Annotated in this window: 26 protein-coding genes and 1 tRNA gene; 21 read left to right on the forward strand and 6 right to left on the reverse strand. The window is 55.9% G+C overall.

Annotation, left to right across the window (positions count from 1 at the left end; all coding sequences use genetic code 11):
- Positions 1 to 15 precede the first annotated feature (15 nt).
- The 5 genes from E0E20_RS11035 (at position 16) to E0E20_RS11055 (ending at position 10357) form a co-directional block, all read left to right on the forward strand.
- Positions 16 to 930: a carbohydrate ABC transporter permease gene (locus E0E20_RS11035; protein ID WP_130838251.1), complete on the forward strand. Its 915-nt coding sequence runs from the start codon at positions 16 to 18 to the stop codon at positions 928 to 930.
- The gene (locus E0E20_RS11040; RefSeq protein WP_130838252.1) at positions 927 to 1760 is read left to right on the forward strand and encodes a carbohydrate ABC transporter permease; all 834 of its coding nucleotides are present in this window, start codon (positions 927 to 929) and stop codon (positions 1758 to 1760) included. Before E0E20_RS11035 ends, E0E20_RS11040 begins: the two co-directional genes overlap by 4 nt.
- Positions 1761 to 1844: 84 nt before the next feature.
- Positions 1845 to 5015 (forward strand): hypothetical protein, encoded by a 3171-nt coding sequence (locus E0E20_RS11045; RefSeq protein WP_130838253.1) that lies wholly within the window; start codon positions 1845 to 1847, stop codon positions 5013 to 5015.
- Between the two features lie 49 nt (positions 5016 to 5064).
- Positions 5065 to 6999: a glycoside hydrolase family 2 protein gene (locus tag E0E20_RS11050; RefSeq protein WP_130838254.1), complete on the forward strand. Its 1935-nt coding sequence runs from the start codon at positions 5065 to 5067 to the stop codon at positions 6997 to 6999.
- Positions 6992 to 10357: a tetratricopeptide repeat protein gene (locus E0E20_RS11055; protein WP_130838255.1), complete on the forward strand. Its 3366-nt coding sequence runs from the start codon at positions 6992 to 6994 to the stop codon at positions 10355 to 10357. Before E0E20_RS11050 ends, E0E20_RS11055 begins: the two co-directional genes overlap by 8 nt.
- Before the next feature lie 120 nt (positions 10358 to 10477).
- On the opposite strand, the gene E0E20_RS14815 is transcribed toward E0E20_RS11055, so the two are convergent.
- Genes E0E20_RS14815 through E0E20_RS14080 form a run of 4 tightly spaced genes read right to left on the reverse strand, consistent with a single transcriptional unit; the run spans position 10478 to position 12369 of the window.
- Positions 10478 to 10804, reverse strand: a complete 327-nt coding sequence (locus tag E0E20_RS14815; RefSeq protein WP_130838256.1) for a DUF4368 domain-containing protein — start codon at positions 10802 to 10804, stop codon at positions 10478 to 10480.
- Positions 10695 to 11318 carry an ATP-binding protein gene (locus tag E0E20_RS11065; protein ID WP_130838257.1) on the reverse strand — a complete coding sequence of 208 codons (624 nt, stop codon included), beginning with the start codon at positions 11316 to 11318 and terminating at the stop codon, positions 10695 to 10697. Before E0E20_RS11065 ends, E0E20_RS14815 begins: the two co-directional genes overlap by 110 nt.
- Positions 11311 to 12183 carry a DDE-type integrase/transposase/recombinase gene (locus tag E0E20_RS11070; protein WP_207302867.1) on the reverse strand — a complete coding sequence of 291 codons (873 nt, stop codon included), beginning with the start codon at positions 12181 to 12183 and terminating at the stop codon, positions 11311 to 11313. Before E0E20_RS11070 ends, E0E20_RS11065 begins: the two co-directional genes overlap by 8 nt.
- Positions 12184 to 12195: 12 nt before the next feature.
- A complete protein-coding gene (locus tag E0E20_RS14080) occupies positions 12196 to 12369 on the reverse strand; it encodes a hypothetical protein (RefSeq protein WP_207302868.1) in 174 nt (57 codons plus the stop codon).
- Positions 12370 to 12671: 302 nt separating this feature from the next.
- On the opposite strand from E0E20_RS14080, the gene E0E20_RS14365 reads away from it, so the two are divergent.
- On the forward strand, positions 12672 to 12794 hold the full coding sequence (locus tag E0E20_RS14365) for a hypothetical protein (protein WP_278045077.1): 123 nt from the start codon (positions 12672 to 12674) through the stop codon (positions 12792 to 12794).
- Positions 12795 to 13370: 576 nt separating this feature from the next.
- Here E0E20_RS14365 and E0E20_RS14370 read toward each other — a convergent pair.
- The gene (locus tag E0E20_RS14370) at positions 13371 to 13499 is read right to left on the reverse strand and encodes a hypothetical protein (protein WP_278045078.1); all 129 of its coding nucleotides are present in this window, start codon (positions 13497 to 13499) and stop codon (positions 13371 to 13373) included.
- 120 nt (positions 13500 to 13619) lie between these two features.
- On the opposite strand from E0E20_RS14370, the gene E0E20_RS11080 reads away from it, so the two are divergent.
- The 15 genes from E0E20_RS11080 (at position 13620) to E0E20_RS11150 (ending at position 26011) form a co-directional block, all read left to right on the forward strand.
- Positions 13620 to 14042, forward strand: a complete 423-nt coding sequence (locus E0E20_RS11080) for a prepilin peptidase (protein WP_165444079.1) — start codon at positions 13620 to 13622, stop codon at positions 14040 to 14042.
- A 17-nt stretch (positions 14043 to 14059) separates the two neighbouring features.
- Positions 14060 to 15118: a hypothetical protein gene (locus tag E0E20_RS11085; protein ID WP_130838260.1), complete on the forward strand. Its 1059-nt coding sequence runs from the start codon at positions 14060 to 14062 to the stop codon at positions 15116 to 15118.
- Positions 15111 to 16349 carry a CpaF family protein gene (locus E0E20_RS11090; protein ID WP_242622767.1) on the forward strand — a complete coding sequence of 413 codons (1239 nt, stop codon included), beginning with the start codon at positions 15111 to 15113 and terminating at the stop codon, positions 16347 to 16349. Before E0E20_RS11085 ends, E0E20_RS11090 begins: the two co-directional genes overlap by 8 nt.
- Entirely contained in the window at positions 16294 to 17097 is an 804-nt protein-coding gene (locus E0E20_RS11095) for a type II secretion system F family protein (RefSeq protein ID WP_165444080.1), read from the forward strand. The genes E0E20_RS11090 and E0E20_RS11095 overlap by 56 nt, the downstream gene beginning before the upstream one ends.
- A 20-nt stretch (positions 17098 to 17117) precedes the next feature.
- Positions 17118 to 18671: a type II secretion system F family protein gene (locus tag E0E20_RS11100; RefSeq protein WP_165444081.1), complete on the forward strand. Its 1554-nt coding sequence runs from the start codon at positions 17118 to 17120 to the stop codon at positions 18669 to 18671.
- Between the two features lie 95 nt (positions 18672 to 18766).
- On the forward strand, positions 18767 to 18943 hold the full coding sequence (locus E0E20_RS11105) for a Flp1 family type IVb pilin (RefSeq protein WP_334295345.1): 177 nt from the start codon (positions 18767 to 18769) through the stop codon (positions 18941 to 18943).
- Positions 18944 to 18951: 8 nt separating this feature from the next.
- Positions 18952 to 20406: a DUF5702 domain-containing protein gene (locus E0E20_RS11110; RefSeq protein ID WP_130838265.1), complete on the forward strand. Its 1455-nt coding sequence runs from the start codon at positions 18952 to 18954 to the stop codon at positions 20404 to 20406.
- Positions 20407 to 20435: 29 nt separating this feature from the next.
- Entirely contained in the window at positions 20436 to 21413 is a 978-nt protein-coding gene (locus E0E20_RS11115) for a hypothetical protein (protein ID WP_130838266.1), read from the forward strand.
- Positions 21414 to 21452: 39 nt separating this feature from the next.
- The gene (locus E0E20_RS11120) at positions 21453 to 21893 is read left to right on the forward strand and encodes a prepilin peptidase (RefSeq protein ID WP_165444082.1); all 441 of its coding nucleotides are present in this window, start codon (positions 21453 to 21455) and stop codon (positions 21891 to 21893) included.
- Positions 21874 to 22455, forward strand: a complete 582-nt coding sequence (locus E0E20_RS11125; protein WP_130838268.1) for a hypothetical protein — start codon at positions 21874 to 21876, stop codon at positions 22453 to 22455. Before E0E20_RS11120 ends, E0E20_RS11125 begins: the two co-directional genes overlap by 20 nt.
- 1 nt (position 22456) lies before the next feature.
- Positions 22457 to 23851, forward strand: coding sequence for a DUF6382 domain-containing protein (locus E0E20_RS11130; protein ID WP_165444083.1), 1395 nt, complete (start codon positions 22457 to 22459; stop codon positions 23849 to 23851).
- An 80-nt stretch (positions 23852 to 23931) separates the two neighbouring features.
- Positions 23932 to 24342, forward strand: coding sequence for an HIT family protein (locus E0E20_RS11135; RefSeq protein WP_130838270.1), 411 nt, complete (start codon positions 23932 to 23934; stop codon positions 24340 to 24342).
- Positions 24343 to 24387: 45 nt separating this feature from the next.
- The gene (locus tag E0E20_RS11140; RefSeq protein ID WP_130838271.1) at positions 24388 to 25230 is read left to right on the forward strand and encodes a fumarate hydratase; all 843 of its coding nucleotides are present in this window, start codon (positions 24388 to 24390) and stop codon (positions 25228 to 25230) included.
- Between the two features lie 21 nt (positions 25231 to 25251).
- On the forward strand, positions 25252 to 25833 hold the full coding sequence (locus E0E20_RS11145; protein WP_130838272.1) for a Fe-S-containing hydro-lyase: 582 nt from the start codon (positions 25252 to 25254) through the stop codon (positions 25831 to 25833).
- A gap of 90 nt (positions 25834 to 25923) precedes the next feature.
- Positions 25924 to 26011, forward strand: a tRNA-Ser gene (locus tag E0E20_RS11150).
- Between the two features lie 8 nt (positions 26012 to 26019).
- On the opposite strand, the gene E0E20_RS14085 is transcribed toward E0E20_RS11150, so the two are convergent.
- Positions 26020 to 26381 (reverse strand): hypothetical protein (locus E0E20_RS14085; RefSeq protein ID WP_207302869.1); only part of this gene is annotated, 362 nt, incomplete at its 5' end.

A 26381-nucleotide genomic window follows, 5' to 3' on the forward strand; every position in this document is an offset into this window, starting at 1 on the left:
GGGAGGGTGACTGCCATGAAAAAGAAAATTACGGGAAAACAAATATGGCCCTACCTGTTCTGCGCCCCGTTTGTCTTTTGCTTTCTGATGTTTACGCTGTACCCTACGGCATATTCTCTGGAGGTGTCTTTTCATGACTGGAATGGCTTCGGAGACAAGGTTTTTGTGGGCGCGGGGAATTATCTCCGGATATTCACACGGGACAAGCTGTACTGGAAAGCGTTCCTGAATACGGCGGTTCTGATGCTTCTCTCGACACCGACCACGGTATTCTTGGGGCTCCTCCTGTCGTATGTGCTGTACCGCCTCCGGACGGCAAAGCGTTTTTTTCAGACGGCGGCATTTTATCCGTATGTCATTACGCCCGTTGCGATCGGCTTTATATTTTCCTATTTGTTTGACTGGAAGACGGGGCTTATGAATCGTCTGCTGCAGACGGCGGGGCTTCTGGAGGAACCGTTTAATTATCTTCAGAGTCCCGCCGCAATCCGGCTGATTATTGTGGTCATGATTGTCTGGCGGTATCTGGGCTATTATACCATGCTGTTTCTTGCTGCAATGACGTCTGTTTCCCCGGAAATCTATGATGCGGCAAGGGTAGACGGAGCCTCTTCGCCGCAGACGTTTTGGAAGATCACGGTGCCGATGCTCCGCCGCACGATTGTGTTTCTCACGATTACGTCCGTGATCGGCGGATTGAAAATGTTCGAGGAGCCCATGCTGCTGTTCAGCGGGTGGAGCAACGCGCAGGCCGGGGCGACAGGCGGTCCGGGGAACGCCGCTCTGACCGTGATGTGGAAATTTTATAATGATGCCTATCGTCTGGATTCCCGGCTCGGCTACGCGGCGGCAGAGTCCTATGTCCTGTTCCTGCTTGCGATGACCGCGGCGCTGATTCTGCATCGGCTGACGAGGGAGAGGCAGATATGAAAAAAGAGAGACGATCATTCCGGCCGCTGTCTCCTGTGAAGTATGCGGTACTGATTCTTCTGACGGTACTGATGGCGGCGCCGGTTTATGTTGTGGCCATGATGGGAACCTACAAGAGCGAACGGCTGTTTTTGGGGATCCCGTGGCTCCCGGGAAATTATCTCGCGGAGAACGTCAGGACGACGCTGTCGCATGGATTTCTCCGGAGCGTGATGAATTCGGCGGTAGTTTCGATCGGCGCGGTTCTTCTCACGGTGTTCTGCGCATCGCTTTGCGGATATGCTCTGGCAAGATATGAATTCAGGGGGAAAAGGCTGATCACCATGCTTCTGATTGTGCTGCTTGTCATTCCGACGGAGATCAGTGTGGTCGGTTATGTCAGGGAAATGCGCAGTCTTCATCTGACCGGGAGCTATCTTTCTCTGATCCTGATCTGGGGAGCAAACCCGTTCTGCGCCTATTTCATCCATTCATTTACTGTGGATGCCTTTCCGTCGGAAATCATGGAATCAGCCCGGATCGACGGCTGCAGCGATCCGGGGATTTTTGCCAGACTGGCATTCCCTATGATGCGGCCCGGCATTACCACGATAGTGATTCTGATTTTTCTCTGGTCATGGAATTCGTATATGCTTCCGCTGATCATCGTAAACACGGACAGGAGATATACCATACCTCTATTTGTATCCACGCTTTCCTCTGCGTTTACGAGAGATTACGGAGCGATCATGTGTGCTCTTGCGATGTCGATTCTCCCGATGCTTCTGCTTTTTACGATTTTTTCAGGGAGCTTTATGGAGAGCATCAGTGCCGGGGCGCTGAAAGGGTAGTCCGGCAGGGAACATGCTTATTGCGGGGCTGTTTATGTCCGGGGCGGCACAGATGGTTTTCGTCTGGGGACGGGAGATACGGCGATGCATGAAAAGTTATTTGAAGAATCGGTCATTTCGCTTGCCGGGGAATGGCGGATCGCATTCGGAGCCTATGAGGAGCACGCGCCGGAGGCTGGGGTCATTGAACTGCCGGGTTCGGTGACGGAGCGTGGCTTCGGAGAGAAAAATGATGCAGAGGAGCGGTGGTTTCTTACGGAGAGGCGGCGCTTTACCGGCACAGTGACATTTACGAGACAGGTAGAACTGACTGCCCCGGCGGGAATGACGGTGCTGTTTGCCATGGAACGAACGCGGGTGACGCGCCTCTGGGTCAACGGATGCTTTGCAGGGCGGCGTGATCTTCTCACGAGCGAGCAGGTCTATGACATTACGGAATATATGCAATCCGGGAGTAATACGCTGACGGCAGAGGTGGACAACACACTGGAGAGTGTGCCGCGGGATGCAATTTTCGCTTCTCATATGGCGACAGAGCATACACAGACCAACTGGACGGGGATACTGGGCAGAATCGAGCTGAGACTGGAACCGCCGATTTATATGAGAGAAATCCGCGTATATCCCGATGAACAGGGCTGTAAGGCAAAGCTCCGGATCCATGTAATGTCTGACAGAAATGGAATCTGTACGCTTATGGCCGCACAGACGGGAGCTTGGACGGAGGAGCCCGCGCAGGAGCGGGCAGAGGAGAGGAACTTTGTGCTGAAGCCCGGCGGGCAGGAGCTTGTCCTGACCGTTCCGCTGTCTTCGGATACGCCGCGATGGAGTGAATTTTCCCCGGAACTCACAGCGCTGTGTTTGACGCTGCATACGCCGCTCGGCAGCATGGAGAAAACCGTGCGCTTCGGACTGCGGGACTTTGGCGTCAGCGAGGATTGCCGCCATTTCACGATCAACGGAAAGAAGCTCTTTGTCAGAGGCGAGACAAACTGCGCGGTTTTTCCGGAGACGGGTTATGCGCCGATGGAAGCGGGGGCGTGGGACAGACTGTTTGACAGTTATCGTGCTTTCGGGGTCAATTACGTGAGATTTCATTCATGGTGTCCTCCGGAAGCGGCCTTTGAGAGCGCAGACCGGAAAGGACTCTATCTGCAGCCGGAGCTCTGCGAGTGGACGTTCCATGCCTTTGAGGAGGATGCGGAATACGATTATTACCGCAGAGAGGCAATGGCTGTTCTGGATTGTTACGGAAACCATCCCTCTTTTGTCGCACTCACGTGGGGAAATGAACTGCGAAGCGGCAGGCGGGACAGAATGAGCGCGCTGGTGAGGCGAATGCAGAATTATGATCCTACCAGAAGATATGCGGAGGGCTCCAACACATGGTATGGGGAGGCGGGGCCGGATGAGGCATCGGAATTTGTGCTGGCGCAGGGAAATCTTGGAGCGCCGTGGCGCGGCGCCTTTGCGGGGAACAAAGGCTTTATCAACGAGGAGCGTCCCGGGGCGCGTGTTGATTATGAGGATAATATTCGAGGCGCGGGGCGCCCGGCTGTCAGCTTTGAGACCGGACAGTTTCAGGTCTACCCGGACTTTAGGGAAGTTGAGGAGTACAGCGGCGTTCTGGAAGCGAGGAATCTGAAATATTACCGGAGACGGATGGAGGCGAACGGGCTGCGCGGGATGGATTCTTCGTTTCATGAAGCCTCCGGAAAGCTTGCCGCTCTCTGTTACCGGGAGGAAATTGAGGCGGCGATGCGGACGGCCGGAATGGCAGGAATTACGCTGCTGGGGCTGCAGGACTTTCCGGGACAGGGAACTGCTCTGGTCGGGATGATGGATGCGTTCGGCAGGCCGAAGCGCTTTATACAGCCGGAAAAATTCCGCCGCTTTTTTTCTCCGGTGGTGCCGCTGCTTCGCTTCGGGGATCGTGTTCTCCGGGCAGGGGAGCAGGCGGAGCTGGAGGTGCTGATTCATAACTTCGGAGAACGGGAACTGGAGGAGCGGCTTCTGATCCGGGCCGTCAGGGCAAACGGGGAGCGGATCATGGAGAAAGAATGGGAGCTGTGCAGAGTGCCGCAGGGCGAGCTGTTCCATGCAGGCCGCGTTTTTCTTTCCGTTCCGGAGACTTCGGCCCCGGAGGAGATCTGCGTGTTCGTCCGGATCGGGGAATACGAGAATGAATATACGCTGTTTGCGGCGCCGGCTGCGGAAACGACAGACAAGGAGAAACGCTGCATCGTGGAACGGGCGGATGCAGAAACGCTGCGGAGGCTGAAAGAGGGGGAATGCCTTGTCCTGCTGCCAGAGCTCACGCCGGAGGCGCTCCCGGAGAGCTTCGCCGCTTCATACAGTACGGATTTCTGGTGCTGGGCCATGTTCCGCAAGTGGGACAGCTCAGGAACCATGGGGCTGCTGCCGGAACCGCTGCATCCTCTGTTCCGGAAATTCCCGACGGGGGATCACACGGATCCGCGCTGGTGGTCTCTCCTGCACGGAGCAAGGGCGGTACGCCTCACCGGGACAGAGCTTCCGGCAGTACTCCCGATGATCGACAATCTTCACCGGAATGAACGGCTTGCCGTGGTGTTCGGAGGCCGTATGGGCCGCGGCCGGCTTCTTGTCTGTACATTGAATGTCCGGAATGAGTCAGATCCGATGGCAGGGACATTCCGAAAGGCGCTGGTTTCCTATGCTTTATCGGAGGATTTTGCGCCTCGTGCGGAGCTGCCGGAGGAGCTGCTGCAGCGCCTCTGCCCCGGGGAGCGACCGGAACTTACGGGCTCGGCTGCGGTAGCTGCCGGAACAGGCGGCGCGTCAGCGCGCTTTGCCGTGGAGGACAATGATCGATGCTGGATCAGTGCGCCGGAGAGCAGAGAGGAGGAGCTCTGGTACGAGCTTCGCTTCCCGGCCGAGGCGGAGATGGATACGGTTCGGATCAGCTTCGCTCTTGGCGGGGCCGGTGAAACGGGAGAGCTTTCCTTTGATCTTCCGGGGGACTTTGTCGTGTTCTGTGAGCATGGCGGACAATGGGAGCCGGTGCAGGTTCTGTTTCAGACGGCGATGACGGGCGGAGAGGAAAACCTGTGTCATTTTGAAAAAACGATAACGCGGGCGCTCCGGATCGTATTTGCCCGGGCCGGCGGCGGGGGTGTTGCCGTGCAGGAGGTATCGGGAGCGGCAGGCCGGCCCTTTGCGGCGGCGCGGATCCGGGTGTACGGAACGATGCCGGGCGCAGGGGTACGGGGATAGAGCGGGCCGGCAGCAGTTGGCTGCGCGTGTTTTTCAGGGAGGGCAGGCCATGAGGATAAAAGAGGCGCTTTCCGGGAAATGGCAGTTTTGTCTGGACCCGGAAAGGAAAGGTGAAAGAGAACATTTTTTTGCACGGGAGCTTCCGGATGCGGAGGATGTGCAGATTCCCCATACCTATAATGTCGGCAGCGGGACAGACGATTATCGCGGCTGCGCGTGGTATCAGTACTGCTTTGATGCGCCGGAGGAGTGGCGGGGAAAAGCGGTGCGCGTTCAGTTCGGCGGCATATACCGTGATGCTCATTTCTGGCTGAACGGAAGAGCGCTTGGAAAGCATGAGGGATCAGGATTCACGTCATTTGCCGTGGACCTTACGGAAGCGGTCTGCTCCGGAGAGAGGAACCGCCTCACGGTGCAGGTGGATAATCGGTATTCACCGTATGCGCTTCCGTGGTATGACCAGTTCGATTGGGCGGACGACGGGGGGATTTTCCGGCCCTGCTGCTTCCTTGTTACGGAAACGACAGCGGTAGAGGAGCTTCTTGTGGATGCACAGCCGGTGCTTTCCGGGACGGGGGAGAGGGAGATACAGGGAGCGGGGCAGATTTCCCTGCGGATCAGAATGCTGGCCGGGTCGAGGCCGTCTGCTTTTCGCTATGAGCTTTCCGACGAGGGGGAGCGGCTGGCGGCGGGGACATGGAAGCCGGGCGAGACGATTCACGTCCCGCGTGTGAAATATTGGCATTTTGACAGCCCGGAGCTTTATGATTTCTGCTTGACTGTGATTGCGGACGGGGAAAAAACAGATACTCTTCGTACGCGGATCGGATTCCGGAGCTTCTGCACGGATGGGAAAGAATTTGTTCTGAACGGGGAGAGGATCGAAGTGGCCGGCACGGAGTGGATGCCGGGCTCTGACCCGCGGATCGGGAATGCTGAGCGGCCTGAGGATATCGGGAGGTTTTTGCAGCTTCTGAAAGATACGAACTGTATCTATACGCGGGTGCATTGGCAGCAGGATGATTCCTTTTATGAGTGGGCTGACGAACATGGCTTGATGGTGCAGGAAGAGGTTCCTCTCTGGGGAATGCCGAAAGAACCGACAGCCGATACGCTGGAGCGCGTCAGAGATCAGTGTGCGGAGATGATTTCGTCGCATTATAATCACCCCTCTTTGGTCAGCTGGGGCGTCGGGAATGAGCTGAACGGGCAGAGCGAAGCGACAAAGCGCTATGTGACGGCTGCGGTGCGGCTGTTCCATGAAGCGGATCCGTACCGGCCGGTGAGCTATGTCTCGAATACGGCATGGGAATCGCCGGATGATGCTGCCTCGCGGGGCGATATTATGATGTGCAACGAGTATATCGGCACATGGCATCAGGGCTTTGATAACGAGGAGGCGGTTGGGCGTTTCCGGGAGGCCAACCCGGATAAACCCATGTTGATCTCGGAATTCGGCCTCTGTGAGCCTGCGTTTTTGGGAGGTGATGAGAGGAGGAGAGAAATTTTTCTCTCCAAGCTGGGCATTTATCGCCGAACGGGAGTGAACGGTTTTATCTATTTCTGCCTGAATGATTACCGCACACAGATGGGTGAGGACGGGAACGGCAGATTCCGGGAACGCATTCATGGCTCTGCGGATATGTTCGGCAATCCGAAGCCCTCGTATGAAGCCGTGCGGGAGGAATGCTCGCCGCTTCTGCTTACCGGGATGGAGCGGCGGGGCGATGAAATCACTGTCCGGCTCACGGTGCGCAGTGCTCTGCCCCGTTATGAGGTGCGGGGTTACAGTCTCCGTCTCAGCGCAAACGGTGAGGCGTCGTCCATTGTGAAGCTTCCGGACGGGCGTCCGGGAGAAACGATGCAGGTGACGATGAGGGTGCCTGCCGGGAGGATGCTGCAGCTCGCACTGCTGCGTCCCACCGGGGATATTGTGTTTTCGAGAAAATTGCGGAAGGAGCTTGGTAAGAATCACCATGAGTGAAGCAAAAGTCTGGGAAGAAACAGTGCAGATCCCTACCTATCCGGTAGGGAAGCCTGAAAAGAATCCGATGTTCATTGAAAAGAGGGTTTATCAGGGGAGCTCCGGCAGGGTCTATCCCTATCCCACGATCGAATCGATCGGAGATGTCAGAGAAGACCTCCCTTATCGGGCTGTGTTTCTGGAAAACGAATATCTGAAAGTCATGGTGCTGCCGGAGCTCGGGGGGAGGATTCAGAGAGCGCAGGACAAAACGACCGGATATGATTTCGTATATTACAATCACGTGATCAAGCCGGCTCTGGTGGGGCTTCTCGGTCCGTGGATTTCCGGCGGCATAGAGTTTAACTGGCCGCAGCATCACAGACCGACGACCTTTCTTCCGACAGATTATGTTACGGAGGAGGGAGAGGACGGCAGCGCCTCCGTGCTGCTGCACGATGTGGACAGAATCTATGGAACGGAAGCCATCTGCCGGATTACGCTGCGGCCCGGGAAAGCCCGTATAGAAATTACGGGACAGCTCTATAACCGGACAGCCCTCCCGCAGAGCTTTCTCTGGTGGGCGAATCCCGCCGTACCGGTCAACGACAACACACAGACGATCATGCCTCCGGATGTTCATGCTGTTATGGATCACGGCAGGCGGGATGTTTCCCGGTGGCCGATAGCCATGGGAACCTACTATAAAAAGGATTACAGTGAGGGGGTAGACATTTCCTGGTACAAAAATATTCCGGTACCTACCTCGCTCATGGCGGCGGGCTCCCGCTATGACTTTGTGGGGGGATATGATTACGGCGTGCAGGAGGGGATTCTGCATGTGGCAGATCACCATATCAGTCCGGGGAAGAAGCAGTGGACATGGGGCTGCGGGGACTTCGGCCGGGCGTGGGACCGGAATCTTACAGACGGCGACGGCCCGTATGTGGAGCTGATGACGGGGGTCTTTACGGACAATCAGCCGGATTTCACATGGCTGAAGCCCTTTGAAGAAAAGAGCTTCATGCAGTATTTCATGCCTTACCGTGGTGTGGGGGCGGTAAAAAATGCGACAAGGGAGGCCTGTGTCAGTCTGGAAGCAGACGGAGGCAGACTCCGGGTGGCGGCCTATGCCGCGGCGGAGCATCCGCAGGCACAGATCACCGTGATGCAGGGAGACCGGACAATTCTGCGGAGAGAGTGCCGCCTTTCCCCGGAGGAGAGCTTTGAGGAGATCATTCTGCTTAAGGAGAAGCCGGAATCGGAGAGTGAATTATCGGTCAGAGTGAGCGATGGTGAAGAGACCCTCGTGTTTTACCGGCCGGATGAGGAGAGGATCCCTGAAATTCCGGCGCCGGCCGAAGCGCCGAAGCCGCCCGCGCAGATCATGACGAACGAGGAGCTGTATTTGACCGGCCTGCATCTGGAGCAATACCGTCACGCGACGTTCCTGCCGGATCCCTATTATCTGGAGGGACTGAAGCGGGATCCCGGGGATCTGCGGATCAATAACGCGTATGGCATGCTGCTTCTCCGACGAGGAAAGACAGATGAGGCGGAGGACTGCTTCCGGCGGGCTGTGAAGCGCCTTACGCTGCGCAATGCGAATGCCTATGATGGCGAGGCATTCTGCAATCTGGGTCTGTGCCTGCTGCGTCGGGGAAAGACGGACGAGGCCGCAGATGCCTTTTATCGGGCCGCGTGGACAGCGGAGCAGCAGCACATGGCGTTCTATTATCTTGCCTGCATCGAGGCGGGAAAGGGACATATGGAGCCGGCGCTTGCTCTGATCGAGCGATCGCTGGCGCGCGGGATCCGCAGTGTGCGGGCCAGAGCGCTGAAAGCTGTGCTTCTGCGGAAAACAGGGCGCTTTGAGGAGGAAAAGGCGTGGCTTAAGGAAAATCTCTCTCTGGATCCCTTTGATTATGTCTCCGGCTTTGAGGCGGTGCTGCTCCGGGAGGTGTGCGGGGACGATGCGGCGCTGCTTTCGGAGAAGGAGCTGGCGAGGAGGAGCCGCCGCGAGCTTTTTCATTTTCTGCGCGCAGCGCGGGATTACGCCGAAGCGGGTTTTTTTGAGGAGGCGCTGCAGATACTGCGGCGGGCCGGGGAAGAGAGTCCGCTGACGGCATACTATCAGGCATATTATCTTGCGAAGCTGGGGAGAGAGCCGGAGGCGCGGGAGGCGGTCTCGGCGGCGGAGCGGAGGGACCCGCTTTGCTGCTTCCCGAATGATCCGGAGGATATCCCGGTTCTCGAGTATGCGATGCAAAAGGATCCGGCTGCGGCGAAAGCGAGATATTATCTCGGAAATCTTCTGTATGACAAGCTTCGCTGGCAGGAAGCCGGCGCACTGTGGGAGGCCTCGGCGGCGATTGCTCCCGACTTTCCGACGGTGCACCGCAATCTGTCGCTTGTGTATTATAACTGGCGAAAGGAGCCGGAGCGGGCGCGAGAGGCGCTGGAGCGGGCGTTTGCCCTCGATCCGACAGACGCGAGAGTGTTTTTTGAGCTCGATCAGCTGTACAAGAAGCTGGGTCGGAGCTTTGCGGAGCGGCTGCTCCGGTACAGGGAGCATATCGGACTCGTGGAGCAGAGAGATGACCTGAGTGTCGAATATGCCATGCTTCTCAATGCGGCCGGGCGCGCCGGGGAGGCACTGGCCTTTCTGCAGAGTCGCCGTTTTCATCCGTGGGAAGGCGGTGAGGGGCGCGTTACGGCCCAGTACGGATTTGCGCGTCTTCTGCTGGCGCTGGAGGCCATGGACCGCGGAGAATACGAACAGGCAGAGCAGCAGCTTCTTGAGGCGCTCTCCTGTCCTGAAAATCTGGGAGAGGGGAAGCTCGAGGGAACGAAGGACAATCATATCTTCTATTATCTCGGACTGACGGAGGAACGACTCGGAGATAAAGAAGCGGCGAAGCGGTATTTCCGAAGGGCTACGGAGGGAACGGATGAGCCGGCGGGGATGATGTACTACAACGACCAGCCCGCCGATATGATTTTCTATCAGGGGCTGGCATTCCGGAAGCTGGGTGATCCGAGAGGCGCGGGACGGCGCTTCTGCCGGCTTCTCGACTACGGGGAACGGCACAGCCGGGATCATGTGCGCGTGGAATATTTCGCGGTTTCCCTGCCGGATTTTCTTACCTTTGAGGACGATCTGGATGTGCGGAACGAGGCGCACTGTGATTTTCTGATGGCGCTCGGACACGCGGGGCTCGGCGATGCGGCAAAGGCAAATCGGTATCTCGCTGAGGCGAGGAAAAAGGCGCCGTCCGATTTCCGGATGTTACTGATGAGCAAAATGCTGGAGAAAAATCGGTTTGGAGAGCAGGAAAACCACAGCGGCGCGGCGGGATCTGCACTGGACCGGCCGTGAATCAGGATATCGGGGTCAGAAAATAAAAAGACCGGGACGGCAATGGCAACGCCAGATAGGGAAGTATTTATGTAAGGGGTACGGTGTAAATCAGTAAAATGGGTTGCGCCGTACCTTTTGTTATGCTACAAAGCGGAATTCCTGCGGGTTTTCACGTATTTCTTTCATCATAGCAAGGATTTCCTGTTCGGTGGGAATATCTATCATCTCTGCCGCTGTAAAGTAAATATCCACCCTCACATAACAGTAGCCGCTTGACTTGTCATTGTTGTGGACTTCGATGCGCTCAATCAGCGAGTTTACAAGCGCCGGGGTAAGCTCCGCAATATCCGTCAGTTCACGAAGTGTTCGGAGCAGCAGCCTTAAATCCGTAACTTTCTGCTTTGCTTCCTGTAAGGTCTTTTGACTGTCGGAAACCTCCCGCGTCAACGCTTTCTGCTCTTTCATCAATGATCAGACATGTAGGTTTCACGAGGCCGTTGGTGATCCGGCCGACGCGGTCATAACTGATGGCATCTTTGAGCCGCTGGTTCAGCTCCGTAGCCTTGATAAAATAAGTCTTCATCCCCTGCAGGCAGCATTCCCGTCCGTAAGCCATGGCAAGATGAGTTTTGCCTACACCTGACGGTCCGATAAATGCCAGGTTCCTTCTCGCATAGACAGCAGACAGCGTCTTAAGATTTTCCAGAACATCGACCTTTTTACCATGGATGTTCCCGAAATCAAAGTTTTCAAACGTCTTTGGTGCTTTCAGTGGAAGCCGACTCATTTTCAAAAGGGTGTTGACAATAATGGTCTCTTCCTCCTGCTTCTTCAAAAAGTCCAGCATCTTCCGGATCGCTTCCAGCTGCTCCTGTGTCATGTTTTCAGCGTTCAGGAATCCCGCCAATCCTCCTGCATAAGCATTGACTTTGAGCGCTGAGATATCGGCATTGATCGCGTCATATATAGACTCACCCATCCTTCAGACCCTCCGGAAAGTTAAATTTGGCAAAACCTGAAGCATGGGTGGGCGTGTCTGACTGACGGAGAATGGCTTTTACCGGTGCGGTCGGCTGTTCCTCCGACTGCTCTGCAACATACTGATCCTTACAGAACCGATCCTTACGGTTCCAGGTAACGTCGTAAGTCGACAGCGCTTTTGTCAGGTCGTCATCGTAGATAGTAGTGGTGAATTCCTTCCGGCTGATGCGGCATGTCTTTCTGCCATACCAGCAGGCTACGCCGAACCGGCGGCCTTCATAATTAACCATCCCATCAAATGAGATCCGGCGCTGCGGACAGAGATATAAGGACAGCTCCTTTGAATTCTGAAGAATACCCGTCACGTTCCAGCATTCGGAGCGATGCGTTTCATCCGGAATGCAGTCGACCGCCTTATGGCAGCGGCTGTTCTGATCCCTGCACCAGCTGAGAGCCTGTATATTCAGCTCTGTGACGTTGCTGTACGTCCTGCCGGCAAGAAAGTTCTCCTTGACGAACCTCACCAGCCGCTCGACCTTTCCCTTGGTAAAAGGATGCCTGGGCTTGCAAAGCTTCGTCTGGAATCCGATCAGTTTCATGAAAGATTCATAATCATGCTGCCAGAGCGGGTGACCTTCAGGATCACGGCCGGTCACGACGCTCTTCATGTTGTCTGTAAGGACATACTCAGGAATTCCCATATAGAAGAGAGCATGGGTCATTCCGATGAAGAGGTTTTCCTGCTTTGCATTCGGGAAGAACTCGATAAACCTTTCACCACAATGATGGCAGATTATGGCGAAGCAAGCACATTTGTATGTCTGTCCGTCATCGGCGTCTGCCTTAACGAATCCCCAGTCCATCTGGTACGCCTCTCAGGGACCTGTCTGATAGTGCCTGAGCCTTCCGCGGGAGATACCTGTCCTGCGCTCAAGCTCTGCAAGGTTGATGTGTTCAGGGTCGAACTTCCCACCAAGCTCCTGTTTCATTTGTTCAATTGCATGTGATAAGATTTCCTGTGAGTCATTACTATTGGTTGTCTTATTCATTATCCTCCTTCGACTGTTGTGTTGGCTTACACCAGTCTAAGAGATGAATGTAGCAATAGTAATGACTTTTTGGTTCTTTTAAACCGACGGCTGATTTGACCCGACCCAAAATGGCTGATGTAAGTCGACTCTGAGTGGTCAAGTTAGACCGACCCTAACACAGCGTAGAAGTGGCGTAGGATAGCAGGCTTTTTTGAAAAGTTTATACAGTAGTTATCGTGAGAACGATCATTAAAAAAGTGTTGATGAGGAAATATCCATCGGCGCTTTTATTATGCCCCAAAGGGCAGAGGAGAAATATCATGAGAGAATCATTACGAGAGAGGCTTAACAAGATGGAGATCAGGAGGGCGGAGATACAGAAATCAGAACCGCCAATAATCCATGTGATCGTTATCCCGTACCATAGGGAGAGGATCGGGTAATGATCAGATGAAAATGACACGTTATGAACAGGAGACGATCATCAATTTTAACGTCGAGGAGAAAAGCGCCACTCTATACACCCGTGATCCTGCCGTTATAAGGCGAATCGACACGTTAGTTAATGATTATCCCGATACCTTTAAGTGCATAGGTGAAACCGATATCGATAAGACCTATGAAATGCCAAAGTCTGCCGTTACTTATCGTAAGCCGAGACGATTATTGCAGGATCAGAGAGAAGCGGCGAGGAAACGGGCGAGAGGTCTGAGTCATTAAGAGTGAACGCTTTAAAACGTGCGTGGTTACGGGAAATTTTCAATACAAAAATAAAGCCCGGTAAGGCTTTGTACGGATCGGGGTGTCAAACTTCCGCGTTTAAGTTGAAAAGCCTCTCGAAAATACTAAAAGTAGTATTTGCATAATAAAGTATTGCAATTCCTCGCCCATAAGGCTATAGTCTAATCACATTCCGGTGCGAGTCTGTGGTGCCCGTCGGGTACAGCGCACAGGAGTTCCTTCATAGCCGGACGGGATCCGTTCTGCGGTGATCCCCGGAGCTTCACGACTGGTTCCAGTCATATTTTTCCTTCATTTTTTGACCTGTATTTTATATTTTCTGTTCCTTTCATTTCGTCTTCCGTTTCTTTCACTTTTTCTGTTTTCTTTCCTGTTTTGTATCGTTTCTGTTCCTGTATCTTTTTCATTTCCAAGTAACCCGGCAGCGGGGCGGTATGAGCCGCAGAGCGGCTCGGCACACTGTGCGCCGGCGCGAGATGATTACGGCGCGCACCTCGCACGAAAATGCTTCGGCATGGAGGATTCTTATGAATGAACGCAGTCCTGTCCTGTTTTTGTTTCTTACGGGCGCGATGGCCAGCGATGCGGCGCGCGGAAAAATCTATAATGTCTGGCTTCTGCCTGCGTTTTTTGCGGGGCTTTGCTGGCGCTTTGAAAGCGGCGGAATCCCCGGCGGGACGTCGGCCCTGTGCGGCGCTGCGGCGGTGATCCTCGCTCTCGGCATCTTTCGGCGGCTGGGGGGCATTGGGGGCGGGGATATCAAACTGCTGGCGGTGTTATCCCTGTTCTGGCCCTTTGCGGAATTTCTGCGCTGCGCGGCGGGGGCGTTCGTCCTTGCGGCGGCCGCGGCGCTGCCCGTCATGATTTCAGAACGGAGACGGGATGCCCGTATTCATCTGGCCCTCCCGATCGGGGCTGTATTTCTTGCCCATGCAGGAGGCGTGTTCTGAGTGAAAGGAGACGTGCCATGGATTTGCCGAATATCGTGATTCTTGATGACGAGCGGAGCTATGCGCTGCATCTTCTGGAATATCTCAAGAGAAAGCAGCTGCCGTATGAGATCTGCGCTTTCTTCAGTCCGGAGAGGATGCTTCTTAAAATGAACCGGGACAATACGGCCGTGCTTGTCGTCGCAGAGTCGGAATATGGGGGCAAGGTGGTGGAGGCGGATTTCCGCGAGCTGCTTATTTTAGGAGAAACAGAGCAATATCTGGGACCGGGACTCAGAGTGGTGAGCAAATATCAGTCGATGGAGGTGATTTTTGCGGCGATTCTGGAGCTCTGTATGAAAGAGAGCAGAGAAAACGGCGGGGCTGCGCTGCCGGCGCTCCGTCACAGCACGCAGCTCAAAATCATAGGAATCTACTCGCCGAACACCCGCTGTCTTCAGACGACGGTTTCCCTTACGCTGGGGCAGCTCCTTGCGCAGAAATACCGGACGCTCTATATGAATTTTGAGAATTACAGCGGCTTTACACAGCTTTTAGGGAGACAGTTCCGCGGCAGCGTCTGTGACCTTGTGTACTACAACGATGTGGCGCGAGCCAAGGTGGCGGCGCAGATTGGTCTGATGGCGGAGGAGATCGGCGGACTGTTCATGATTCCGCCGGTGCATTCGTTTCTGGAGCTGCAGTCGATACAGAGGGATCAGTGGATCGATCTGTTCCGGACCATAGAGGAGGTCACAGAGTATGAATATCTTCTTCTGGATCTGTCGGAGTCAACCAACGGCCTGCTCGATGTCCTGCGGGAATGCGCCCTCGTCATTACACTGATCCGGCCGGGCTGCCGGATCTCAGAGGCCCGGATGCAGCAGTACCGGGAAATTCTGAGACAGCGCGGATATGAGGACGTCTATGCAAAGACGAGGCGGTGGCAGCTGCCGCTGTTCCGGGAGCTGCCGGCAAATCTCTGCGAGCTGACGCATGGAGAGCTGGCGGCCTGTGTGCGGAAGCTGATGGAGGATGTCGGCGAGCTGCGCTGCGGGGCGGCGGCCAATCCGTCGGAGAGAGGTGGCCTTGAATAATGAAGAAAAGGGTGATATCCGTGAAGCGCTGCACCGCAGAATCCTTGAAAAAATTGATTTTTCCAGAGAGGTAGAGGACAGAGAGATTCTTGACCTCATCGACGAGGAACTGATCCGCGGCGAGCAGTCCCGGAATCTTTCGCTGAATCAGCGAAAACGTCTCCGGCAGGAGCTGTTTTATTCCATACGGAAGCTGGACGTTCTGCAGGAGCTGATCGACAATTCGGAGATCACGGAAATCATGATTAACGGGAGCGAGCATATTTTTATTGAAGAAAAAGGAGAGATCCGGGAATATCCGCAGCATTTTGTCTCGGGAGAAAAGCTCGAGGATGTTATTCAGCAGATCGTGTCGGCCTGCAACCGGGTGGTCAATTCCAGCTCTCCGATTGTGGACGCCCGTCTCGCGGGCGGGGCGCGGGTGAATGTGGTGCTTCCTCCCGTCGCGCTCAACGGTCCGGTGGTGACAATACGGCGGTTTCCGGACAGGCCGATACTTTTTCCGGAGCTTCTGCGGCTCGGAGCGGTCTCGGAGGAGATCACAGAATTTCTCCGCTGCGTGGTGGCGGCGGGCTACAACATTTTTGTTTCGGGAGGTACCGGATCGGGCAAAACGACCTTTCTTAACGCACTTTCCGAATTTATTCCCGGGAGGGAGCGGGTCATTACGATTGAAGACAACGCGGAGCTGCAGATCCGCCATATTCCGAATCTTGTGAGGCTGGAGACGCGGAATGCCAATATGGAGGGGTGCATAGAGATTTCCATTCGGGATCTGATTCGCAGCGCTCTGCGGATGCGTCCCGATCGGATTATTGTCGGTGAGGTGAGAGGGAGCGAGGCAATCGATATGCTGCAGGCGATGAATACCGGCCACGACGGTTCCATGTCGACCGGTCACGGGAACAGTGCGCAGGATATGCTGGCCCGCCTGGAGACTATGGTGCTCATGTCGGGGCTGGAGCTGCCGCTTCCGGCGGTCCGGGGACAGATTGCGTCCGCGATTGATCTGTTCGTTCACCTCGGCCGGCTTCGCGACAGGAGCCGCAGACTGCTTGAAATTCACGAAATTGTCGGAATGGAGTATGGAAAGATTCAATTGCAGACCTTGTATCGCTTCTGTGAGGAAGGAGAGGAAGAAAATGGGAGAATCCGCGGCTGCTGGACAAGAGAAAATGTACTTTCCGATCAGAAAAAGCTGCGCGCGGCGGGGCTCCGCCTCGCATTGTAATAAAGCGGGGCTCCGCGGCCTCGCGGGACTGCTCTTTGTAAAGGAGAACCCGGAGATTGCCGCTCTCGGGATGGCGCTGATCCTGTTTTTTGCGTGGTTCTTTTACCGCTCATGGGCGGCAGTGCCGTTTCTTTTGCCACTCCTCCTGCCTTTTTGCCGGAAAATGAGCGGGCGGAAAAAAGAAAAGCGCAGGACGGAGCTGGCAGGGGAATTCAGAGAAGCGCTCGGCAGTATGATCACCGCGTTTCGGGCGGGGTATTCCGCGGAAAATGTGATTCGCGAGACGCGGCGGGAAATGGCGCTTTTGTATGGAGAGGAAAGTCTGATCGCGCAGGAATTTTATCTGATGATACAGGAGCTGGATGCCGGGATTCCGGTGGAAAAACTGATGCTTGATTTTGGAGAACGGAGCGGAATAGAGGACATCCGCGAATTTTCACAGACATTTGCGATTGCGAGAAGAAGCGGCGGCAGTATGGTGGAGATCATGGGAAGAACGATTTCGCTGCTGCAGGATCGTATGGAGGTGGAGAAAGAGATAGCGGTTCTGATTGCAGCACGGAAGATGGAGCAGAAAATTATGGATGGGGTTCCCTTTTTGATTGTATTGTATGTCGGCTCAACCTCCGAGGGGTTTTTTGCCCCTCTGTATCATAACGCGGCAGGAATTGCCGTTATGTCGGTGTGCCTGCTGGTTTATCTGTGCGCGTACAGTATATCGGAGCGGATCGTTTCCATCCGAATGTGATGGAGGGGTGGGACAGACACATGAAGAATCTGGTAAAAGGCTTCGGGGATATCGCTTTATACATTGGAGTTCTGGCGGCGTTCCTTGTTCTGGGAATGCTTTCCCGACGGGAGAGTGTACCTGCTGGCAGTCGGCTTCCGCTGTGGCAGCGTCCCTTTGCGAGGATGGCTGTCTGGCTGTACCGCCGCGGGGGAGGCTCCGGAAGAAGCCGTCCCATCCGCCGTGAGAAGCGCCTCTGCCGGAGGAGATTTTTTGCGGCGAGGCTGCCGTTTTCCTCGGCGGCGGTTCGGACGGATCTGCAGATTCTGAATCCGGCGGCGCGCAGCGGGTGCTGCGAGGAGGAGTATTATACGCAGAAGCTTCGGGTTTTTCTTATTATGGCGTTCGGAGCGGCGTACTTTGCTCTGACGGTCCGGCTCTCCTCGCTGCGGGAAAATTCAATCCGGGAGAACGGAGCGCTGCCGAGGCCGGGCTATGGACAGCCCGGCGAGGAATACCTGCTGGAGGCGCAGGGAGAGGACGGGGAAGTGCTTGGAAGCTATCCCGTCACGGTGCACGCAAGGGCCTATACCGCGGAAGAGACGGATGCCATGGCTCGGGAAATACTACAATATCTCGCGGAAGAGCTGGCCGGAGAAAACGAGGATCTTGCTCATGTCAGCCGGAGGCTTTTCATGCCGGCCGCGTTGGACGACTGTCCATTTCGCATCACATGGGAGAGCAGCCGCTATGAGCTGCTGGATGCGGACGGATCGGTTCATAACAATGACATAGAGGAGGGACAGAGTATTCCGGTGACTGTGACGGTAAGGCTCCGGCTGGGCGAGAGGCAGTATGAGGAAGCGTTTGATGTACTTGTTGTAGCCGGCGTGCGGGATGAGACGGAAAAACTCCATGCTGCGATTGCGGGAGCGCTGTCCGAGCGGGATCGGAGCGCTCCGGAGGATGCAATGCTTTATCTTCCGGAAAAGGTAGAGGGGAGGAGACTGTCATGGTCGGTCAGAGACGAAAATCCGGGACTTGGACTGTTTCTTCTGATGCTTTTGCTGGCAGGGCTCCGTTTTCGTGGGGCCGATACCGGGCTTCACAGGAAAATTGAGCAGAGAAGCCGTCAGCTTCGTATGGATTATCCGAAGCTCCTCAGCCGCCTTGCCCTGTTTGCGGGCGCGGGAATGAGCATACGGAGCGCTTTTGTCAGAATCGGGCGGGACTATCAGCAGGAGCTGGAGCGGGGCGGAGAGAAACGCTTTGTATATGAGGAGGTTCTGCTGATGTGCCGCGAGCTGGGAAGCGGCGTGCCGGAATCGGAATGCTATACGCATTTTGGGCAGCGCTGCGGATTGCTGCAGTATTCCCGGTTCTGTTCTCTTCTGACGCAGAACCTGAGAAAGGGCAATCAGACATTGCTGACAGCTCTTCAGAATGAAGCGTCGGCGGCCTTTGCCGAGCGGCGGTCCCTCGCGAGGCAGATGGGGGAGGAGGCGGGGACAAAGCTCCTCCTGCCGATGATTCTTATGCTGGTGGTCACGATGGTGATGATCGTCATTCCGGCATACAGCAGCTTCGCCATGTGATTCCCGGCAAATAGCGCGGGGGTGCCGGTGTTTTACATATTTTTACATTCACAGCAGGGAGAGCCCGCCACGGGCGGGGGAAAGGGGAATTGATGATGAAAAAAATGCTTATGGACTGGTGGAGAGACGAGGAGGGCATGGGAACGGTGGAAATCATTCTGATCATTGTGGTTCTGATCGGCCTTGTCATTATCTTCAAGACACAGCTCACACGGCTGGTGAAGCGCGTGTTTGAAAAAATCACGGCAGATAGCAACACGATCATGTCATGAAAACGGGAATGAAAAGGGCGGGAGCATATCTCACGGTTTATCTCTCTTTGTCGCTTTCGATCGTGCTGTCTCTTTTCTTCGTTCTCATCGAGGGGGCAAGACGAAATATGATCCGGATGCAGGTGGAGCTCGCCACGGATGCGGCGATGAATTCCGTGCTCGGGGAATTTAACCGGGAGCTTCTGCGGCAGTACGATCTTTTTTTCGTCGATGAGGGCTATGGAACGTCATCTCCGTCGGACGGCAGAGTGAGGGAGCATCTGCTGTCTTATCTGAAACAGAATTATACGCGCTGCGGGAAGCTTCCGTTCGGGGCGGACAAGAGCTTTACCGGTCTTGCGACGGAAGAGCTCTGCCTCACGGGAACCCGCTGCGCGGCGGATCGGGAGGCCGCGGCGCTCCGGGAGCAGATCACAGCCTATATGCTTGCGGATCCTGCGGGAGAGGCGGCTGCGGAGCTGCTTTCGCTCGTTTACCAGTATCAGGCTGCGGGTGCGGACGAGACGGAATGGTCCCGGAGAAAGGCGGAAAATGAGAGGGATATGCAGGAGCTGAAAGAGAGGGCGGCACAGAGAAGACGGGAAAAGGAGGAGCAGGGAGAACAGCTGCCGCCGGCGGAGCAGGATCCGGTAGAAGCGGCGGATTCCTTTCTTGACCGGCTGGCACTGTATCAGGTTCTGGGACATTCGTTCAAGGTGTCGGAGGCCTCCGCGGATCCTGACTGCTGTCTGTCCCGCCGCGCACTTCATACGGGGAGTGGTCTGGAGGTGAAAAATACGCACGGCTACGCTCCCGCGGGTCCCCTCCTGTTCGGCGAGTATGTCATGGAGAAGTGCAGCTATTTCAGGAACCGGAGCAAAGACGGCAGACTTTCCTATCAGATCGAATACATTTTGTTCGGAGAGAGCAGCGATGAGAGCAATCTGAACCGCATGGCAGGCCGGCTTTTGCTGATCCGAGCAGGAATCAACAGCCTGTACCTGTTTTCAGATTCCGGAAAGCAGGGGGAGGCGGAAGCGCTGGCAACGACCGTGTGCACGGTTCTTCTGGTGCCGGAGATGTCGGAGGTGATGAAGACGGCGATTCTTCTGGCGTGGGCTTACGTGGAAAGTCTTCAGGACGTGAAGACGATTTTTGCCGGGGGAAAGGTTCCTCTGATCAAGGACAGCGGGAGCTGGAAAACGACGCTTTTTTCCATTCTTGCGCCCGGCGTGTCGACGCGCGGGGAGAAAGGCGGAAGCGGCTTTGGTTATGAGGAATATCTGCGCGTATTTCTGTTTTTGGAGAACGGATGGCAGAAGAGCTGCCGCCTGATGGACATTATGGAAATGGATATCCGGAAAACGGAGGGAAATGAGAACTTCCGGATGGACTGGTGCATGGACAGCTTTGCGCTGGAATCATCGACAAGGAGCGCGTTCGGCTATGTCTGTCCGATGCGCCGGGAAATCAGCTACAACTGAGTGGAATTGCGGGAAATGAGGCGGAAACGATGCCCTTTTGGAGAAAACGGCAAAGCAGAATACAGATCAGAGCAGCTCTCCGGGCCTGCAGTCCGATGTTCAAGAGGGCGTTGCTTCCGCTTCATTTCCGGAAGAAGAGAGACAGAGGAATGGCGGCCTCCATGACGGTGGAGGCAAGCTTTGTTCTTCCTCTGGTGATTTTCTTTCTGGTGGATGTACTGTTTGTCTTTGACATGATGCGCCTGCAGAGCCATATGCTTGCGGCGCTCCATGAGACGGGGACGCAGATTTCGGAGTACTGTTATTATTACCGCTGCGGACTTTCCGATGTGCTGGATCTGCAGGCGGGGGATTTGACCTATGACGGGGAGACCGGTGCGGACGCCGGAGCGGCAGAGGCGCTGGGTGCGATGCTCTTCACGCAGACCTTTGTCAGGAGTTCGGTGGAGCGTCTGGCGGGGCGGGAATATCTCGATCACAGCTGTCTGTGCGGTGGAGCCTCCGGAATTTCCTATCTGCAGTCCTCCATTCTTTCCGGCGATGATGCGGTCGATCTTGTCGCCGATTACCGGGTATGCCCCTTTATCAGAATCCCGGGCGTGAAAGACCTCACGCTGCAGAGCCGTTTTTATGCGCACGCGTGGGTCGGCTATGATACGGGCGGAGAACTGCCGGAGCATGACGGCTCCGGAAAAGAAACCATGGTATATATCACCGATACGGGGACCGTCTATCATCGGAGCGCAGGCTGCAGCTACCTGAATCCGTCGATTCGTACGGCGGCCTGGTCAGAGCTTGCGGGTTTCCGGAACCGGAACGGGGGAAAATACTATCCCTGCGAAATCTGTTCTCCCCACGCCGGCGGCACCGTGCTCATCACAGCGGACGGAAACCGCTATCATGCGTCGGCGGCCTGTCCCGGACTGAAACGGACGGTTCATGAGGTCCCGCTTTCTTCGGTGGAGGGGAGACTTCCGCCGTGCTCAAAATGCGGAGGCTCGCAGTGAGGGTGATGAAATGGCGGTGAAATAATGAGAGCAGACAGGATGGCAGTGAGATTTTTTGCGGCGGGTGCGTTTCTTCTGCTGTGTTCTGTGCAGGATCTGAGGCGGAGGGAGTTGTCCGTGCGCTTTCTTCTTGCGGTGGGCGCCCTGTCCGTGGTCTGGGACATTGTGAGCTGTGCGGAGAAAAGCGCAGAGCCCGCAGCGCTTATGCTCGCCTGTATGCCGGGACTTTTTCTTCTTCTCGTGTGGAAAGTCTCGGGCGGCAGGGCGGGAGCCGGAGACGGAGCGGCGCTCCTTGTAACGGGACTTCTGACCGGACTGGAAACGACGTTTCTGACGCTGTGCGGGGGACTTGTTCTGTGTGCGCTCGGGAGCGGCGTTCTTCTGGCTGCGGGGAGAGTCCGCAAAGACACCCGGATCCCGTTTGTGCCTTTTCTGCTGGCGGCGTTTGGAGGTGCGGCCTATGTATGGTATCGGAATTGAGCAGAGCGCCGGGAGCGGTGCCGGCATCGGGTACGGGCAGAGAAAAATGCCGGGGTGCGGGAGGGGGAGCCTTTTGCGGCGGAAGAGACTTTCGGCTTATATGTCTGTGGAGGCTTCACTGATTATGACGGCGGTGATTGTTTTGTGGGTCTTCATGATTTATCTGGCGTTCTTTCTTTACGATCGCTGTCTGTTTGCGCAGGACAGCTATATCCTGTGCTTTCGGGAGAGCTATGTAAAGCGGGAGAGAGATCTGGCGGCAGAGCTGAAAAGTCTGGAGAGCCGGCAGTTCGGGAGCAAATATTTTTTCCTGTCCTCCCGCAGCTCGTCGAGCAGAAAAGAGGGGAGGAAGATTGTCTATCAGGGAAATGCGGGGGTCACACCGGCGGTTTTCCGCGGATCGGAAATGATGCCGGCAGGGACATGGCGGATGACGTTTCGGGCGGAAGCGCGATGGACGGATCCTCCGGGCGGAATACGCAGATTCCGAAGACTCCGCTATCTGGCGGGAAAAGTGATCGGGAAACAGGAGAAAGGGGAGAAGAATGGAGGCCGGCGCTGATTTGAAAGAAATTCATTATTACAGCGATTCTCTGCATAATTATATGATCATTCCCTGTGGGAATACAGAGAGCGACTATCGTTACAGGATGCTTGCGGCCAACCGGATCCCGGGGCTGCTCCCCTGCAGTGTGCGGCATATTGACGGAGACAGCTATATCTATTATGAAATCACATCGCAACAGACGCTTGAGACAATGTACGGAGCACGGGCACTGCCCGGAGCCCGTCTCCGTTCTCTGCTGGAAGCGCTGCTTCGCGTTTTGCACAAACTGGAAGACTTTCTTCTTGACGCCGAGGGGCTTGTTCTGTCCGCCCGGTACATTTTTTTTGATCTGGAAGAGGAGCGCTGGTCGTTTACCTATGTTCTGCATGGCGGACAGAATATAGAGGGCGCCGGGCTTCTTCCGCTCGCGGAATTTCTTGCGGAGCATGCCGACGCGTCGGATCGCCGGACGGCGGCCTGCGCCTATCGTCTGGTGACATTGGCGGAAAACCCGAATTATGTGCTGCGGGAAAGCATTCTGGAGGATGCGCCGCCGGGAGAAGAGTTGTCCGGGGAGGAAGAGGGCTTTGCTCCGGCGGAGCGTTCATGGAAAAATTCAGAGGCCGGGGATGCTCCGCTTTCAGAGGAGTTCTGTGGGTTCAGGGGAAAGGGAGAGGAAAGCGGACGTGAAGAAAAAGACAATGAGAAGAGACGGATACGGAGAGATATGGCGCTGTGCGGGTGCAGTGCGGCGCTTGCGCTGATTTTCCTCTGGGTCATGCGGGTGTTTTATCTGAACGAGACAGAGCTTCTGCTGGACCGGGGAGGTATTCTGCTTGCGCTTACTGCGGCGGCGGCTTCGTCGGCGCATGGCGTATTTCTGATTTTTTACGGTGCATCCCGGGGAGAAAAACCGGAGACGCAGAGTTCCGAAGAGGAGAGAGAGACAGCGGCGGAGAGCCCGCGCTCCCGGACGCCGCCCGGACAGCAGGAAATGGGGCGGTTCACAATGGGGGAACGGGAGACGGCATATTCTGAGAATACGTATGAGGAGACGGAATTATACAGCCCGGAGGCGGCCGATGCCGGATACGGGGCAGCAGGCAGAAAGCAGGCGCCGCATAAATTATACGGCTCTTCGGGGGACAGGAAATATCGGATTGAGCTGGATGTGTTTCCCTGCGTCGTGGGGAGCAGGGAGGAGCTGGCGGATTTTGTTCTGGAGGAGCCCGGGGTCAGTCCGATGCATGCAAGGCTGATGCATACCGAAACGGGAGAGCTTGCCGTGACGGATCTGAACGCGTGCGGCGGAACCTTTGTCAACGGCCGGAGGCTTCACCCCAATGCGTCGGCGGTTCTGGAGCCGGGGGACGAGCTTCGGCTGGGGCGGGCGGAGTTTGTATATCGCTGACCGGTGTGGCTGTGCTATCATAAATGAAGACAACAGGCCCGGCGCGCCTTGCCGGGGACGCTTCGGTATGGAGGATTATCATGCGGGACGATAACTGTATTTTCTGCAAAATTGCGAACGGCGAAATTCCCTCCCGAACCTTGTACGAGGACGAGCGGTTTCGCGTCATTCTGGATCTGGGTGCTGCGACGCGGGGACATGCTCTGATTCTTCCGAAAGAGCACTTTGCCGATCTCGTGGAGCTGCCGGAGGACTGGGCGGCCGGGGCGATGGTTCTGGCAAAAAAGATGATGATGAAAATGAAAGCGGCGCTGCATGCGGACGGCTTTAATCTGGTACAGAACAACGGGACGACGGCCGGACAGACAGTGTTCCATTTTCATATCCACCTGATTCCCCGCTACGCGGAGGACGGGCAGACGATCGGCTGGAAAGCGGGGAGCCCGACACCGGAGGAGCTTGAGGCGGTACAGAAAGAAATTGCCGGCTGACGAAGCGGCAAATGCCGGTATGCTGTGCGGAGAGGCGGGAAGTTCATGCGGGAATTGAATGTGGCGGAGATAACCGCGAGCGTTCGGGAGATGTGCATAGAGGCGAATTACAGCCTTTCTCCTGATATGAAGGAGCGGTTGACAGAGGCGGCGGGAGAAGAGCGCTCTCCGCTGGGCAGGCAGATTCTTCATAAGCTGGAGGATAATCTGGAGATCGCCGCTAAGGAACAGATTCCGATCTGTCAGGATACCGGCATGGCGGTGGTCTTTCTCGAATTGGGACAGGATGTGCATCTCGTCGGCGGAGACCTTGCGGAGGCCATCGACGAGGGGGTGCGCCGGGGATATGCTGACGGCTACCTCAGGAAATCCGTTGTGGCCGATCCTCTGCGGCGGGTCAATACCGGCGACAATACGCCGGCCATTCTCCATATTTCCATCGTCCCGGGGGAGCGGGTAAAAATCACGGTCGCCCCGAAAGGCTTCGGCAGTGAGAACAAAAGCCGGATTTTTATGCTGAATCCGGCGGACGGCGAGGAGGGCGTCAAGGAAGCGGTGATACGGGCTGTCCGCGATGCCGGGCCGAACGCCTGCCCCCCGCTGGTGGTAGGAGTCGGTATCGGTGGAACCTTTGAGCGCTGTGCTTTTCTGGCTAAAAAGGCGCTCACACTTCCCGCGGGGCACAGATCGGAGCTTCCGCATATCCGGGATATGGAGGAGGAACTTCTCGCGAAGCTCAACCAAACCGGGATCGGGCCGGCGGGACTCGGGGGAACGGTCACGGCGCTGGCGGTGCACATTCTGAGCTGCCCGACGCATATTGCGGGGCTGCCGGTTGCGGTCAATATATGCTGCCATGTGAACCGCCATGCGGAGCGGAGCCTGTGACGGAGCAGACGGGGAAGAACGATGGATCGCTATCTTACAACACCGCTGACAAAGAAGTTTGCGGCAGAGTGCCGGATCGGCGATATGGTTTATATCACCGGCACCGTTTATACAGCGCGCGATGCGGCGCACAAGCGCATGGCAGAGGCGCTGAATGCGGTGGAGGAGCTTCCTTTTGATGTGCGGAATAATATCATATATTATATGGGACCTACTCCGGCGAGGGAGGGACGGGTGATCGGCTCCGCCGGTCCGACCACCTCGGGCAGAATGGACCGCTATGCCCCGCGGCTTCTTGACATGGGACTGACCGGGATGATCGGCAAGGGAAAACGCTCGGAGGAGGTCAGGGAAGCGGTCGTGCGGAACGGCGCGGTGTATTTTGCGGCGATCGGCGGCGCGGGCGCGCTGCTCTCTGAGAGCATCCTTTCGGCGGAGGTGATCGCCTACGATGATCTGGGGACGGAGGCGATACGGCGTCTCACAGTCAGAGACTTCCCGGTGATTGTCGTCATGGATGCGGAGGGAAATGACCTGTATAGCTCCGCAGCGGCTAAATATGGTACGGAGGACAGCCTTCAAGACACCATAGTTAGCGGTTGACAAGGCAAATTTGCTTGGATATAATATCTCTTGCGTCCGTGAAAAGGGCGCCAATTGTACACTGGTATTGACGGAAATGAGTCAGGCTTTGGAGAAATACTCAAGAGGCTGAAGAGGCGCCCCTGCTAAGGGTGTAGGTCGGGAAACCGGCGCGCGGGTTCAAATCCCGCTTTCTCCGTTTCTTTTTTACTGGCCCTTTGAAAAAAGTGCTTGCAAACAAAGAAAACCAATGCTATGATTGTCCGGTCGCCATAAATGAACGGCGGAACGGAAAATCACAAAGCGAACGCGAGTCGAAAAACTTTTCAAAAAATCAATTGACACAGCGATCACGGCGTGATAATTTAAAGAAGTTGCGGCGCTGACGAAGCGCGCGGCGAAAGCGATCCGGCCTCCGGGTCCCCGGCTCCTTGCGTAAGGAAAGGAAGCGGCAGCAGATTTGACAAACAAACAGAAATGCAACCCTGAAGATTTCAAGATTCCCGTAAGGAACACGATCCGAGCGGATGGTGCGGGCCTTATAGGGATCGCGAGACATTCAGAACAGA

It is taken from the genome of Lachnoclostridium sp. Marseille-P6806 (genome assembly GCF_900625025.1).
In the GTDB taxonomy this organism is placed as follows: Bacteria; Bacillota; Clostridia; order Lachnospirales; family Lachnospiraceae; genus CAG-791.

Coding starts and splice junctions, on each gene's coding strand:
- E0E20_RS11035 (WP_130838251.1), top strand. CDS start 16: ATGAAAAAGAAAATTACGGGAAAACAAATATGGCCCTACCTGTTCTGC.
- E0E20_RS11040 (WP_130838252.1), top strand. CDS start 927: ATGAAAAAAGAGAGACGATCATTCCGGCCGCTGTCTCCTGTGAAGTAT.
- E0E20_RS11045 (WP_130838253.1), top strand. CDS start 1,845: ATGCATGAAAAGTTATTTGAAGAATCGGTCATTTCGCTTGCCGGGGAA.
- E0E20_RS11050 (WP_130838254.1), top strand. CDS start 5,065: ATGAGGATAAAAGAGGCGCTTTCCGGGAAATGGCAGTTTTGTCTGGAC.
- E0E20_RS11055 (WP_130838255.1), top strand. CDS start 6,992: ATGAGTGAAGCAAAAGTCTGGGAAGAAACAGTGCAGATCCCTACCTAT.
- E0E20_RS14815 (WP_130838256.1), bottom strand. CDS start 10,804: ATGAAAGAGCAGAAAGCGTTGACGCGGGAGGTTTCCGACAGTCAAAAG.
- E0E20_RS11065 (WP_130838257.1), bottom strand. CDS start 11,318: ATGGGTGAGTCTATATATGACGCGATCAATGCCGATATCTCAGCGCTC.
- E0E20_RS11070 (WP_207302867.1), bottom strand. CDS start 12,183: ATGGACTGGGGATTCGTTAAGGCAGACGCCGATGACGGACAGACATAC.
- E0E20_RS14080 (WP_207302868.1), bottom strand. CDS start 12,369: ATGAATAAGACAACCAATAGTAATGACTCACAGGAAATCTTATCACAT.
- E0E20_RS14365 (WP_278045077.1), top strand. CDS start 12,672: ATGAGAGAATCATTACGAGAGAGGCTTAACAAGATGGAGATCAGGAGG.
- E0E20_RS14370 (WP_278045078.1), bottom strand. CDS start 13,499: ATGAAAAAGATACAGGAACAGAAACGATACAAAACAGGAAAGAAAACA.
- E0E20_RS11080 (WP_165444079.1), top strand. CDS start 13,620: ATGAATGAACGCAGTCCTGTCCTGTTTTTGTTTCTTACGGGCGCGATG.
- E0E20_RS11085 (WP_130838260.1), top strand. CDS start 14,060: ATGGATTTGCCGAATATCGTGATTCTTGATGACGAGCGGAGCTATGCG.
- E0E20_RS11095 (WP_165444080.1), top strand. CDS start 16,294: ATGTACTTTCCGATCAGAAAAAGCTGCGCGCGGCGGGGCTCCGCCTCG.
- E0E20_RS11100 (WP_165444081.1), top strand. CDS start 17,118: ATGAAGAATCTGGTAAAAGGCTTCGGGGATATCGCTTTATACATTGGA.
- E0E20_RS11105 (WP_334295345.1), top strand. CDS start 18,767: ATGAAAAAAATGCTTATGGACTGGTGGAGAGACGAGGAGGGCATGGGA.
- E0E20_RS11110 (WP_130838265.1), top strand. CDS start 18,952: ATGAAAAGGGCGGGAGCATATCTCACGGTTTATCTCTCTTTGTCGCTT.
- E0E20_RS11115 (WP_130838266.1), top strand. CDS start 20,436: ATGCCCTTTTGGAGAAAACGGCAAAGCAGAATACAGATCAGAGCAGCT.
- E0E20_RS11120 (WP_165444082.1), top strand. CDS start 21,453: ATGGCAGTGAGATTTTTTGCGGCGGGTGCGTTTCTTCTGCTGTGTTCT.
- E0E20_RS11125 (WP_130838268.1), top strand. CDS start 21,874: ATGTATGGTATCGGAATTGAGCAGAGCGCCGGGAGCGGTGCCGGCATC.
- E0E20_RS11135 (WP_130838270.1), top strand. CDS start 23,932: ATGCGGGACGATAACTGTATTTTCTGCAAAATTGCGAACGGCGAAATT.
- E0E20_RS11140 (WP_130838271.1), top strand. CDS start 24,388: ATGCGGGAATTGAATGTGGCGGAGATAACCGCGAGCGTTCGGGAGATG.
- E0E20_RS11145 (WP_130838272.1), top strand. CDS start 25,252: ATGGATCGCTATCTTACAACACCGCTGACAAAGAAGTTTGCGGCAGAG.